This is a genomic window from Nodosilinea sp. AN01ver1, from assembly GCF_050565655.1.
Lineage (GTDB): Bacteria > Cyanobacteriota > Cyanobacteriia > Phormidesmidales > Phormidesmidaceae > Nodosilinea.
Window position 1 is genome coordinate 33711 of sequence record NZ_JBNXVS010000003.1, and the last position, 13326, is coordinate 47036.

The following is a 13326-nucleotide window of genomic DNA, read 5'->3' on the forward strand; positions in this document are numbered from 1 at the left end:
CTTGAGGAAACCCATTGAATGAATCGACGGCGATCGCGATTACCGAGCCAAGCCAGACTGGAGAAGCCCGGCGAGCCGCTCTGGCCCTGGCCACCCGGCTGTGCTTTGCGGAAACCGAGCGGGGCAAAATTGGCCTTTTGGTGACGGAGGTTGCCACCAATCTCATTCTACACGGGGGCGGCGGCGTGGTTGTGCTGCGGGCGATCGAGCAAGATGACATGCTCGGCATCGAAGTGCTCGGCCTAGATCGAGGCGCTGGCATGGTGGATGTGGAGGAATGCCTGCAAGACGGCTTTTCGACCGCAGGCACAAGGGGCAACGGGTTGGGTGCCATTCGCCGCCTCGCCGACTTTTTTGAAATCTACTCGCAGCCCAACAAAGGCACGGCCATTCTGGTGCATCTCTGGGCCAAAGCGTCACCCCATGCGCCACCCAAAATCATTGAAATCGGTGTGGTGGCGTTACCCAAGCTGGGCGAAGAAATTTCTGGCGATGCCTGGGCCTGGGAGGGGGATCAGCACCGCAGCCTGTTTCTGGTGGTGGATGGGTTGGGCCACGGCCCGGCGGCGGCCAGCGCCTCTTCCGCCGCGATTCGGGTGTTTCACGATCACCGCCATCAGTCGCCCCAGCACATTGTCGAAGCCGCCCACGCGGCGCTGCGCAGCACCCGAGGGGCAGCGCTAGCGATCGCCGAAATCAACTTTGAGCAGCAGACCGTTTGCTTTGCGGGCGTTGGCAACATTGCGGCCAGCATTTCTTCAGCCACCGAACACCACAACCTGATGTCGTACAACGGCACCGTGGGGCATGAGGTGCGTAAAATCAAAGAATTCACCTACCTCTGGTACCCCAGCGGGCTGCTGACGATGCACTCCGACGGCATCAGCACCCAGTGGAAGCTCGATCGCTACCCCGGCCTCAGCCAGAAACATCCCAGCCTGATTGCCGGAGTGCTGTACCGCGATTTTTCGCGCGATCGCGACGATGTGACTATGGTGGTGGCGAGAGGAACGGGCCTATGATCACCCTCTTCACCCTGCAAATTCACTACGAACAGGATGTAGTGCAGGCGCGGCAGCGCACCCGCGAGCTGGCCGAGCAGCTGGGCTTTGACGGGCAAGATCAGGCGCGGCTGGCCACGGCGGTTTCAGAAATAGCCCGCAACGCGTTTCAGTATGCCCAGGGTGGCACGGTGCAGTTTGACCTGGTAGAAAACCGCCAAACCTTTTTGATTCAGGTGCAGGATCAGGGCCGGGGCATTCCCCATCTGAGCGACGTTTTGGCGGGCCGCTATCAGTCGCCTACGGGCATGGGCTTGGGGATTGTTGGCACGCGGCGGCTAATGGATGCCTTTGAAATCGAGTCGAGCGAGCAGGGCACCACCGTGCGGCTGAGCAAGGCGCTGCCCAAGCGTTCACCACGTGTCTCCTCAGGGGAATCGCCCCCGCTCACCGACTCCCAGCTGCAGCAGATTCGAGAGGCGGTTGGGGGGCGATCGCCCCAGAACCCCTACGACGAAATTCAGCGGCAAAACCAGGAGCTGCTGCGGGCGATGGCCGAACTGCGCAAGCGCGAGGAAGAGCTCACCTTCCTCAACCGCGAGCTAGAAGACACCAATCGCGGCGTGATCGCTCTGTATGCCGAACTGGATGAGAAAGCCAGCTCATTGCAGCAGGCCAACGAGCTCAAAACGCGCTTTCTCTCCAACATGAGCCACGAGTTTCGCACGCCGCTTAACTCAATTTTGTCGCTCTCGCGCATGCTGCTGGCCCGCATGGATGGCGATCTGACTGCGGAGCAAGAAAAGCAGGTGACCTTCATTCAAAAAGCAGCCGATGGCCTGTCGGAGCTAGTGAATGACCTGCTGGACCTGGCCAAGGTAGAAGCGGGCAAAACCGAGGTGCGGCCCAGCGCCTTTGAGGTAAGCGACCTGTTTGCCACCCTGCGGGGCATGCTGCGACCGCTGCTGGTGCAGGGGTCTTCGGTGTCGCTGGTGGTGGAAGAACCGGACGCACTGCCCCCGCTCTACAGCGATGAGGGCAAGATTGCTCAAATCCTCAGAAACTTTGTCTCAAACGCGCTCAAGTTTACGGAGCGAGGAGAGGTGCGAGTCACGGCAGAGCAAGTGGGTCACATGATTCAGCTCTCGGTGTCTGATACGGGCATCGGCATTGCCCCCGACGACCAGGAGCGCATCTTTGAAGATTTTGTCCAAATTGAGTCTGACCTGCAAAAGCAGGTGAAAGGGACGGGGCTGGGCCTGCCGCTGTCGCGCAAGCTGGCCGAACTTATGGATGGCAGCGTTTCGGTGCAAAGCGAACCGGGTCAGGGGTCTACCTTTTCGGTCTGCATTCCCATCGTCTACCCTAAAGCGGCAGAGCTGCCCGCCTCACTGCAGCCCGTCACCGCCCTCAACCCGGCCCGGCTGCCGATTCTGGCGATCGAAGACCACACCGAAACGCTATTTATTTACGAAAAACACCTGCAGACATCTCGATATCAGCTAATTGCCACTCGCACCCTGGCTCAGGCCAGACAGGCCCTACAGCAGCTTAAGCCCGCCGCGATCGTGCTGGATATTCTGCTGGAAGGGCAAAACGGCTGGACATTTCTGCGCGAGATCAAGAGTGATGAAGCCACCCGCGACATTCCGGTGCTGGTCATCACGGTTGTGGATAACGAAAAACAGGCGATCGCCCTGGGGGCCGACGGGTTTTTAATTAAACCTGTCGACCAGTTACCCTTGCTTACCAAACTCAACACGCTAATCAGTCAGGGCAAGGCCCAAAAACTCTTACTTATTGATGATGACCCGGCTTACCGATATGTGGTTAAACAGTGGTTGACGGATATGCCGCTACAGTTTTTAGAAGCTGAAGGTGGACGACAAGGATTGGCCGTGGCAGAGAGTGAACAACCCACTGCAATTTTGCTTGACCTGGAAATGCCAGAGTTCAGCGGATTCGATGCGCTCGATCGGCTTCGTCATAACCCCGTTACTCAATCCATTCCTGTGATCATTCACTCGTCAACCCAGTTAACCGTAGAAGCCCAGAACCGTTTAGCTCAACAAGGTGTCGCCATCCTGTCTAAGGAGAAAACATCTCAAGCAGAAGCCGTTTCTCATCTCCGAGAAGCCCTCGCCAAAGCTGGACTCGTTCTAGATGCTTGAGGATGTACCATGTTTGAGCCCAGCGAAACCATCCTGCACATTGATGATAACGAGGCCAATCGCTACATCGTACGGCGAATTTTGCAAAACGCAGGCTTTGCCGTCGTAGAAGCGGCAACCGGATGCGCAGGCCTAGAGGCGATCGCTCAACATCAGCCAGCGCTGGTCATTTTAGACGTAAGACTGCCCGATTTAAACGGGTTTGAAGTCTGCCGCCAAATTAAATCTAACCCCCAAACTCGCTTTATTCCGGTACTGCATCTCTCCGCCAGCTTTGTCAAAAGTCAGGACAAAGCCGAAGGGCTAGACAGCGGTGCCGATGGCTATCTGGCCCAGCCGGTGGAACCGATTGAACTGCTGGCCACAGTGCGATCACTGTTTCGCATTCGCCAAGCCGAAGAGCTAGCGCTAATTTCAGCGCGCGAGTGGCAAACCACCTTTGACGCCATTAACGACAGCGTTTGCCTGCTCGATCAGCAGGGGGCCATTTTGCGCTGCAACCAGGCCACAACGCGGCTTTTTGATCGGCCTGCGGACGCTATTTTGGGGCAGGTTCACTACGAGTTAATGCATGTCACCCTGGATGTGGGTGACGGCACCTGCTTCTACCGCGCCAAAGCAACGCACCAGCGTCAAATGCTAGAGCTGCAAAGCCAGGCCCGCTGGTTTGCCAAAACTATGGACCCGGTGCTGAATGAATTTGGCACCTTCACAGGGGCGGTTTTGACCCTGGTCGACATTACCCATCGCAAGCAGATCGAGTCTGAACGCAAGCAGGCAGAACTGACTCTGCAAGAGCGCAACCAGCGCCTGGATGCGCTGTACGAAACGACCCGTGAACAAGCCGATCAGCTGCGGCAGGCGAACCGCATTAAAGACGAATTTTTAGCGGTGCTATCCCATGAGCTCAGGTCGCCGCTGAACCCGATTCTGGGCTGGGCCAGAATACTGCAAACGAAGCAGCAGGACGCCGCCAAAACGCAGTACGCGCTGGAGACAATCGAGCGAAACGCCAAACTACAGGCCCAGCTCATTGAGGACTTGCTCGATGTTTCTCGCATCCTGCAGGGCAAGCTCAATCTCAATATGGTTCCAGTCAGCCTGTCATTCACTATTAAATCTGCGCTTGAGACCGTGAAACTCGCGGCTGAGGCAAAATCAATTCAAATTGAGACCATTTTTGAGCCCAACGTCGGGCAGGTTTTAGGAGATTCTGGCCGTCTACAGCAGGTGGTTTGGAATCTAATTTCCAACGCCGTTAAATTCACCCCTCAGGGCGGTCATGTGCAGGTGCGGCTAGAGCAAACTGAAGCCGCCGAAGATGTGCAAGCAGAACAGGCTGTATCGCCGCAGCGCCCCGTTACCTACGCTCAAATTACGGTCTGTGATACGGGGCAGGGCATCACGGCTAGCTTTTTGCCCTACGTCTTTGACTAATTCCGGCAGGCCGACAGCACAACGACTCGAAGTTTTGGCGGGCTAGGGCTGGGGCTGGCGATCGTCAGCCACCTGGTTGCGCTGCACGGCGGGACGGTGCAGGCGGCCAGTTTGGGAGAAGGGCAGGGCTCGACCTTTATCGTGAAGCTGCCTGTGATCGCGGCCTCAAATCCGCACCCAGATCATCCCTCGGTGCGCGATCGCTCAGATCTGCACTTCCACGGGTTGCGAGTGCTGTTTGTCGATGATGAACGAGATTCACGCGAGCTAGGTACTTTTTTGCTAGAGCAGCAGGGGGCCAATGTGACTCAGGTGGGGTCGGCCAATGAAGCCTTAAGTCAGCTGCAGCAGGCGGAGTTTGATCTGCTCATTAGCGATATCGGCATGCCCGATATGGATGGCTACGCGCTACTTCGCCACATCAAAGAGCAGTTGCCCGAGCAGAACAGAGACATGCTGGCGATCGCCATTACTGCCTACGCCGGAGAAAAGAATAAGCAGCAGGCCTTAGCCGCCGGATTTCAGCAGCACATTACCAAACCAATTGAGCCAGAAACCCTGCTGCAAACCATTTGGACGCTCGTGCAGGAAAAGGCGTAGCGCCGCACAGCGATCCCAACCTGCTGGCTAGAGAAGCGCCAGGCAGGCTTGGGCGATCGCCCATTCTTCCTGAGTGTGAATCACCAGCGCCCTTACCCTCGAATCGGCTGCCGTAATCTCCTGATCGTCCTTCGAACGGTCCAGACTGTTCTTCAGCCGCAGCCCCAAAAACTCAAAGCCCTCGCAGGCTCGCTGCCACACCAGCGGGCTGTTCTCGCCAATGCCTGCCGTGAACACCACCCCATCCAGCCCGCCCAGGCTGGCGATCATGCCGCCCATTTCGCGGCGCAGGCGGTGAATGAAGGTATCCACGGCTAGCCTGGCCTGCTCATTGCCCTGCTCCATCGCCTCGACTACCGATCGCAGGTCATTAGATATTCCCGACAGTCCCTTTAGCCCCGATTCCTTATTCAGCAGCGTATCGAGCTGGTCGGCGCTGTAGCCCTCCTGGCGCATCAGATACATCAAAATGCCGGGGTCAACGCTGCCTGAGCGACTACCCATCATCAGCCCCTCTAGCGGCGTAAAGCCCATCGTCGTATCCACGCTGATGCCCCCCTTCACCGCCGCCAGCGAGCAGCCGTTGCCCAGGTGGCAGGTGAGCAGCTTGAGGTCGGCCAGATCGCGCCCCATCATATCGGCGGCTCGCTGGGCCACGTACTGGTGGCTAATGCCGTGGAACCCGTAGCGGCGAATGCCCTGCTCGACCCAATCGTAGGGGCCGGGATAGGTGGCAGCCGCCTCGGGCATGCGGGCGTGAAAGGCGGTGTCGAACACCGCCACCTGGGGAATGTTGCCCAGAATGTGCTCCATCGCCTCGATGCCCTGCAAATTCGCTGGGTTGTGGGCCGGGGCCAGCGGCATCAGCCGCTGAATCGCGGCTTTGACCCGCTCGTCAATGCGTACGCTGTCGATGTACTCGCGCCCGCCGTGCACCACGCGGTGGCCCACGGCATCGATCTCTGAGAGGCTGTCGAGTACCTGAGTTGGCCCCTCCACCAGCGTTTTCACCATCGCCTTGATGCCCTCGGCTTTGTCGGCAATGGGCAACACCTGCTGCATCGATTCTCCTGCACTGCTGGCAGAGAGTTCGCCCTGGCCCTGCTGATGGGTCCAGTCGAGGGCGGCACGCCACAGGGGATTCGGAACTTCAGAATTGTCCTGATCCAGATCAAACAGGCAGCTTTTGTGGCTGCTCGACCCGGCATTGAGTACGAAGATTTTCATCCCCTCTTTCCTGGCTTCAACTCAAAGCGTAGCGGCACTACGTCCCCGGTCTCGAATCTAGCTCGTCGGGCAAGTGGGAGCGATCGCCGTGTTTGGCCAGCATCGGCCCATGCTGGTCGAACCGCACCAGGCTGAGCGAGGCGACGGGCAGCTCGATGCGATCGCGGTACCGACCGCTATCGATACCCAAAAGATTGCAGAGAATCAGCCGAATCGTGGTCTTGTGCGACACAATCAGCACGTTGCCCGAGCTGTGGTTGGCCTCAATTTCGGCAATCACCAGGGCGGCGCGGCTGGCTACCTGTACCCCCGTTTCGCCTCCGGTGGGCGGGTTCCAGGCGGGCTCGGCCAGCCAGCGAACGTAGTCTTTGCGGTAGCGGCGCTCTACCTCCTCGTGGGTTTGGCCCTCCCATTCGCCAAAGTACATTTCCTTTAGCCCGTCGCGCTGCTCCATGGTCAGGCCCGTCGCTTTGCAGATGGGGGTAGCGGTGGCCACGGTGCGCCGCAGCGGGCTGGCGTAGATGGCCTGCCAGGGCAAGTGCTGGTACTTGTCCGCAAAAGCCTGGGCCATGGCCATCCCCTCAGCGGTCAGCTCCGGGTCAGATAGACCGCAGTAGGTGCCGGTCTGGCTCGATTCGGTTTCGCCGTGGCGCAGAAAGTAGAGGTTAAGAGACATGGGAGAGAGAAATTTAAAGGAAACGGGCGATCGCCTTCCTATCGTCCTTGCCGACTCGATCGCTGGCATCCCCCCTAGGTACCTGGTCTGGTCTCTAGCTCTGTGGGCAGGTGAGTGCGATCGCCGTGCTTCATCAGCATGGGGCCGTTGTTGTTGAACTGCACATGGCTTACCGAGGCCACCGGCAGATTGATGCGATTGCGATACCGCCCCACGTCCATCCCCATCAGGTTGCACAAAATAATGCGAATGGTGGCCTTGTGAGACACCACCAGCACATTGCCCTCGGTAAAATTCTCTTCGATTTCGGCCATCACCAGCGAGGCCCGACTGGCGATTTGCACCGAGCTTTCGCCCCCGGTGGGCGGGTTCCAGGCGGGTTCGGTGAGCCAGTTCAGGTAGTCGTCGGCGAAGTGCTCGCGCACATACTCGGCGGTTAGCCCCTCCCACTGGCCGTAGTTAATTTCCTTGAGCCCGTTGCGAATCTGCACATTCACACCCACAGCTTTGCTCAGGGGCATAGCCGTCGCGATCGTGCGCTTCATCGGGCTGGCAAAAATCGCCTGCCAGGGCACGGCCTGATACTTGGCCGCAAAGGCATCGGCCATCGCCACGCCTTCGGGGGTCAGCTCGGGGTCAAGCTCGCCGCAGAAGCCGCCGGTTTGGCTGTACTCGGTTTCGCCGTGGCGCAGGAGGTAGAGGTTGAGGGGCATAGGAGCTGTTTAGTAAAGGTACCGTGATAGTTAATTGAAAATTAACTATCACGGTACCTTTAATCCCGCCTGGGTCTGGTCGTACTCCAGCAGCTCTACCGGCACGGGCGATACCTTCCAGATGCCGTTGCAGTAGTCGCGGATGGAGCGATCGCTCGAAAACTTACCCATCCGCAGGGCGTTGAGAATCGACATGCGCGACCAGTGTTCCTGGTCCTGGTAGGCGGTGCCGACCTGGTCTTGGGCGTCGATGTAGGCCTGGTAGTCGGCCAGCAGCAGGTAGGGGTCGCTGTAGAGCAGGTTGTCGGTGAGGGGCTTGAACAGACCGCCGTCGCCCTGGGCAAAAAAGCCGCAGTTGACCAGGTCGATTACCTCTTTGAGCTGGGGGTTGCTGCTGTAGTAGTCCCAGGGGTTGTAGCCGCTGGCTTTGAGGGCCATCACCTCGTCGGTGGTGAGGCCAAACAGAAAGAAGTTTTCGTCGCCGACCTGCTGGCGAATTTCGACATTAGCGCCGTCGAGGGTGCCGATGGTGAGGGCCCCGTTCATAGAAAATTTCATGTTGCCGGTGCCGGAGGCCTCTTTACCAGCGGTGGAAATTTGCTCTGATAGGTCGGCGGCGGGGTACACCCGCTGGCCAAAGGAGACATTGTAGTCGGGCAAAAAGACCACCTTGAGGCGATCGCCGATAGCCGCATCATTATTCACCACATCGCCGACGGCGGTAATGAACTTAATTATCAGCTTGGCCATATGGTAGCCGGGGGCCGCCTTGCCGCCAAAGATAAAGGTGCGGGGGGTGATATCCAAACTGGGGTTTTGCTTCAGCCGCTCGTAGAGGGTAATGATGTGCAGCACGTTGAGGTGCTGGCGCTTGTACTCGTGAATGCGCTTGACCTGAATATCAAACAGCGAGTCGGGGCTGACGGCGATGCCGGTGCGGCTGTGGATGTAGCTGGCCAGATTTTGCTTGATGTCGCGCTTGATCTGCCGCCAGTATTGCCGAAAGCCGGGATCGTCGGCGTAGCCTTCTAGCGATCGCAGCTGCTCCATATCCTGCAGCCAGCCGTCGCCCAGCTTTTCGGTGTAGAGCGCGGCCAGGCGGGGGTTGCTGAGGGCCAGCCAGCGGCGAGGGGTAACGCCGTTGGTGACATTGCGAATTTTGCTGGGGAACAGCTCGTGAAAGTCTTTGAGGATCGTTTTTTTCACCAGCTCGCTGTGCAGAGCGGCCACCCCGTTGATGGCGTAGCTGCCCAGGCTGGCCAGGTTGGCCATCCGCACGTAGCGCTCGCCAGACTCGTCAATCAGCGATAGGTTGGCCAGCTTGGCGGGGTCGTTCAGGTACTGCACCCGCACCTGATCCATAAACCGCTGGTTGATTTCAAAGATGATCTCCAAGTGGCGGGGCAGCAGGCCGCCAAACAGCGAAATCGGCCACTTCTCCAGCGCTTCGGGCAGCAGGGTGTGGTTGGTAAAAGCGAAGGTGTGCTGGGTGATATGCCAGGCTTTGTCCCAGTCGATGCCGTACTCATCGACCAGCAGACGCATCAGCTCGGCGACGCCAACGGCGGGGTGAGTGTCGTTGAGCTGGGCGGCAAACTTTTCATGGAAGCTCTCCAGGGAACGGCCCGAGGCCAGGTGAATGCGAATCATGTCCTGCAGGGCGCAGGAGACAAAGAAAAACTGCTGCTCCAGGCGCAGCTGCTTGCCTGCGATCTGCTCGTCGTTGGGGTAGAGCACCTTAGAGATATTCTCGGAGGTGACTTTGCTGTCGACGGCACCGTAGTAGTCGCCCACGTTGAACGACTGAAAGTTAAACGATTCCACCGCCTCGGCCTTCCACAGGCGCAGGGTGTTGATGGTGTTGACCTGGTAGCCCGGAATCGGCGTGTCGTAGGGAATGCCCTTCACCTGCTTGCCGGGAATCCAGCGCTTGCGGTAGCGACCATCGGAGTCGGTGTAGCCCTCGGTATGGCCGCCATAGCCCACCGTCACCGCCGACTCGGGGTGAGGAATTTCCCAGGGATTGCCGTACTGGAGCCACTTGTCGGTGATTTCGACCTGCCAGCCGTCGCGAATATCCTGATCAAAAATGCCGAATTCGTAGCGAATGCCGTAGCCAATGGCCGGAATTTGCAGACTGGCCATCGATTCCATATAGCAGGCGGCGAGGCGGCCCAGGCCACCGTTGCCCAGGCCGGGCTCTTCTTCCTGGGCGATCAGCTCGTCAAAGTTGAGGCCCGATTCTTCAATCGCCTGCCTGACCGGCTCGGTAATGCCCAAATTGAGCAGGTTGCGGCCCAGGTGCGGCCCCAGCAAAAACTCCGCCGACAGGTAGCACACCACCCGCACCTCGGGCTTGAGGTAAGTGCGAATGGAGCTGAGCCAGCGCTGCATCATGCGATCGCGCACCGTATAGGCCAGCGCCAGGTAAAAGTCGTTTTGGCTGGCCACCTGGGGCCACTTGCCCTGGAGGTAAAACAGGTTGTCGGCCAGCGCCCGGCGCAGGGTGTCTACACTGAGGCCAGTGCGATCGTCCTCAATATCGACCGTGGGGCAACCGATGGGGATTGTTGTCATGGAACCTTTGGGGGTTGAGGGCAGGGGGAGTTTTGAGGATGGGGCTGGCTTTGAATTCAAAGTTCAAAGTTCAAAGTTCAAAACTCCCCAGGGGGTTAGGTGATCACCGTGGGCTGGTCGCGTCCGGTGAGGGTTTTGATCTGGGCGATCTCGTCGGCGAGGGCAATTAAATCGGCCAGGGCTGCTTGCGTATCCTGATCGTGCTTGGCGGGGTCGGGCTCGTAGCGCTCGACGTACAGCCGCAGGGTTGCGCCCGAGGTGCCCGTGCCCGACAGGCGAAAGACAATCCGCGAGCCATCGGTAAAGCCAATCCGCACGCCCTGTTTAGTGGCTACGCTGCCGTCTACCGGGTCGGTGTAGGCAAAGTCGTCGGCGTAGTCCACGGTGTAGGCCCCGAAGGTTTTGCCGGGCATCGAGCTTAGCCCCTGGCGGAGGTTCTCCATCAAGGTGTTGGCGCGATCGCTCTCCACCCCCTCGTAGTCGTGGCGAGAGTAGTAGTTGCGCCCGTAGGTGCCCCAGTGCTCTTTGACAATTTCTTCAACCGACTGGCCCTTGACGGCCAAAATATTCAGCCAGAACAGCACGGCCCACAGGCCGTCCTTTTCGCGAATGTGGTTGGAGCCGGTGCCGAAGCTCTCTTCGCCGCAGAGGGTAGCCTTGCCCGCATCCAGCAGGTTGCCAAAGAACTTCCAGCCGGTGGGGGTTTCGTAGCAGTCGATGCCCAGCTTTTCGGCGACGCGATCGGCGGCCTGGCTGGTGGGCATGGAGCGGGCAATCCCCGCTAACCCGTTGCGGTAGCCGGGGACCAGGGTGGCGTTGGCGGCTAAAATGGCCAGGCTGTCGCTGGGGGTGACAAAGAAGTTGTTGCCCAAAATCATGTTGCGATCGCCGTCTCCATCCGAGGCCGCGCCAAAGTCGGGCGCGTTGTCGCCAAACATGGTCTCGACCAGGTCATGGGCATAGACCAGGTTGGGGTCGGGGTGGCCGCCGCCAAAGTCTTCCAGCGGTTCGCCGTTGACCACGGTGCCTGCCGGAGCATTCAGCCTGCGCTCGAACAGGGCCTTGGCGTAGGGGCCAGTGACGGCGTGCAGCGAATCCATGCAGAAGCGGAAGCTGCCGCCGGAGAGCAGCTGCTTGATCTGGCCGAAGTCAAACAGGGTCTCCATTAGCGCCCCGTAGTCGGAAACGGAGTCGATCACTTCCACAGTGGTGTGGCCGAGACTGTGGGTGGCGACGCGATCGAGGTCAATGTCTGAGGCGTCGAGGATTTTGTACTCGGTGATGGTCTTGCTGCGATCGTAGATGGCGTCGGTAATGCCCTCGGGGGCGGGGCCACCGTTGCCGGTGTTGTACTTAATGCCAAAGTCTTCGTCGGGGCCGCCGGGGTTGTGGCTGGCCGAGAGAATGATGCCGCCAAAGGCCTTGTTCTTGCGAATGATGCAGGAGGCCGCCGGGGTGGAGAGAATGCCGCCCTGGCCCACCAGCACCCGGCCAAAACCGTTGGCCGCCGCCATTTTGAGAATAATTTGAATCGCTTCGCGGTTGTAGTAGCGCCCGTCACCGCCCACCACCAGGGTCTGGTTTTGGTAGCCCTCCAGGCTGTCAAAAATCGACTGAACGAAGTTTTCTAGATAGTTGGGCTGCTTAAAAACCTTAACTTTTTTGCGTAAGCCCGAGGTGCCGGGCTTTTGGTCACTGTAGGGCTGGGTGGCAATAGTTTGAATACTCATAGGATCACAATTTGCTCTCAGGTCAACCAGGTGCAACCTCAGGATAAATCCCTGGCTAACCCCCGAGGATAAATCCCTATCTAACTTAGGGGAGAAATCGTAAGAGTTGGTTAAGGGGCGCTGAGAGTTCGGGAAAGGGCCTCTCTCAAGGTGTAGCAGTCCTAAAGCCCCTAATCTGCTGCATCTATGACGAATCAACTGCTGCTGTCGGTCAGCTCGCGCCCCAGTACAGGTGCCGACGATCTGCCCGCGATCGCCGCTTTTTACGCCATCTGCGAACAGGTTGACCAGCTCGACAACACCGCGACCCTGGCCGATCTCCAGCGCCGTCTCGACCACCCACCTCCCGGCGGCACCCACCAGCGCCAGCTCTGGGAAACCCCCACCGGTGAGCTGGTAGGCTTGGTTTCCCTATGGATCGATGATCCCACCGACGTGCCCACCGAGGCGTTGGAAGGCTGGGTGGGGATCTTCGTCCACCCCGACCACCGTGGCGCTCACCTGGAAACCGAACTGCTGAGCTGGGCCGAGCAGCAGGTGCGGGAGCAGGCTACCGTCGCCCAGCGACCCGCTCAACTCTGTGCTGGCACCAGAGCCGATGCGCCCTACTACCGAGCCATCTACGAGACCCCAGGCTACGAGATGATCCGCCAGTTTCACACCATGGCGCGATCGCTGCTCGACCCCATCCCGCAGCCGCAGTTCCCTCAGGGCTTTACCTCTCGCCCCACCAACGCCGACGAGGCTGCCGCCTGGGTAGAAATGTTTAACCAGAGCTTTGTTGATCACTGGCACTTTAAGCCCATGACCCTAGAGGATCGTCAGTACCGCCTCACCTACCCCACCTATCAGCCCGAACTGGATTGGGTGGCCGTCGCCCCCGATGGCACCCTAGCCGGGTTCTGCAAAGGCCACATTGACCACGACGACAACGCTCGCAAGCTACGCAACGAGGGCTGGATTGGGATTTTGGGCACCCGGCGCGGCTATCGTCGTCAGGGACTGGCGCGGGCGATGCTGCTGCAAGGGCTGCACCAGCTGCATCTGGCGGGCATGGATACGGCGCTGCTGGGAGTAGACACTCAAAACCCCAACCAGGCCATGGGGCTGTACGAGTCGATTGGCTTCACCGTCAAGGAAACCCACCTCACTTACCAAAAGATCCTGGGCTGATAAACCAGGTTTCCGCGCCAG

At 59.1% G+C, this 13326-nt stretch carries 8 protein-coding genes and 1 pseudogene; 4 read left to right on the forward strand and 5 right to left on the reverse strand.

Annotation, left to right across the window (positions count from 1 at the left end; translation table 11 throughout):
• The first annotated feature begins 14 nt into the window (after window positions 1-14).
• The 3 genes and pseudogenes from ACQ4N7_RS04165 (at window position 15) to ACQ4N7_RS04175 (ending at window position 5209) form a co-directional block, all read left to right on the forward strand.
• Window positions 15-1022 carry an ATP-binding protein gene (locus ACQ4N7_RS04165; RefSeq protein WP_430710371.1) on the forward strand — a complete coding sequence of 336 codons (1008 nt, stop codon included), beginning with the start codon at window positions 15-17 and terminating at the stop codon, window positions 1020-1022.
• Window positions 1019-3172 carry an ATP-binding protein gene (locus ACQ4N7_RS04170; RefSeq protein WP_430710372.1) on the forward strand — a complete coding sequence of 718 codons (2154 nt, stop codon included), beginning with the start codon at window positions 1019-1021 and terminating at the stop codon, window positions 3170-3172. Before ACQ4N7_RS04165 ends, ACQ4N7_RS04170 begins: the two co-directional genes overlap by 4 nt.
• A 9-nt stretch (window positions 3173-3181) precedes the next feature.
• Window positions 3182-5209: pseudogene (locus ACQ4N7_RS04175) on the forward strand (hybrid sensor histidine kinase/response regulator).
• 27 nt (window positions 5210-5236) lie between these two features.
• On the opposite strand, the gene ACQ4N7_RS04180 reads toward ACQ4N7_RS04175, so the two are convergent.
• From ACQ4N7_RS04180 to ACQ4N7_RS04200, 5 genes are all read right to left on the reverse strand, one after another.
• A complete protein-coding gene (locus tag ACQ4N7_RS04180) occupies window positions 5237-6436 on the reverse strand; it encodes an acetate/propionate family kinase (protein WP_430710373.1) in 1200 nt (399 codons plus the stop codon).
• Between the two features lie 37 nt (window positions 6437-6473).
• The gene (locus ACQ4N7_RS04185) at window positions 6474-7112 is read right to left on the reverse strand and encodes a histidine phosphatase family protein (RefSeq protein ID WP_430710374.1); all 639 of its coding nucleotides are present in this window, start codon (window positions 7110-7112) and stop codon (window positions 6474-6476) included.
• 74 nt (window positions 7113-7186) lie between these two features.
• Entirely contained in the window at window positions 7187-7825 is a 639-nt protein-coding gene (locus ACQ4N7_RS04190; protein WP_430710375.1) for a histidine phosphatase family protein, read from the reverse strand.
• Window positions 7826-7873: 48 nt separating this feature from the next.
• Window positions 7874-10402: a glycogen/starch/alpha-glucan phosphorylase gene (locus ACQ4N7_RS04195; RefSeq protein WP_430710376.1), complete on the reverse strand. Its 2529-nt coding sequence runs from the start codon at window positions 10400-10402 to the stop codon at window positions 7874-7876.
• Window positions 10403-10497: 95 nt separating this feature from the next.
• The gene (locus tag ACQ4N7_RS04200) at window positions 10498-12132 is read right to left on the reverse strand and encodes an alpha-D-glucose phosphate-specific phosphoglucomutase (protein ID WP_430710377.1); all 1635 of its coding nucleotides are present in this window, start codon (window positions 12130-12132) and stop codon (window positions 10498-10500) included.
• A 186-nt stretch (window positions 12133-12318) separates the two neighbouring features.
• Here ACQ4N7_RS04200 and ACQ4N7_RS04205 point away from each other — a divergent pair, with 186 nt between their 5' ends.
• Window positions 12319-13305 carry a GNAT family N-acetyltransferase gene (locus tag ACQ4N7_RS04205; protein WP_430710378.1) on the forward strand — a complete coding sequence of 329 codons (987 nt, stop codon included), beginning with the start codon at window positions 12319-12321 and terminating at the stop codon, window positions 13303-13305.
• The last annotated feature ends 21 nt before the right edge of the window (window positions 13306-13326 follow it).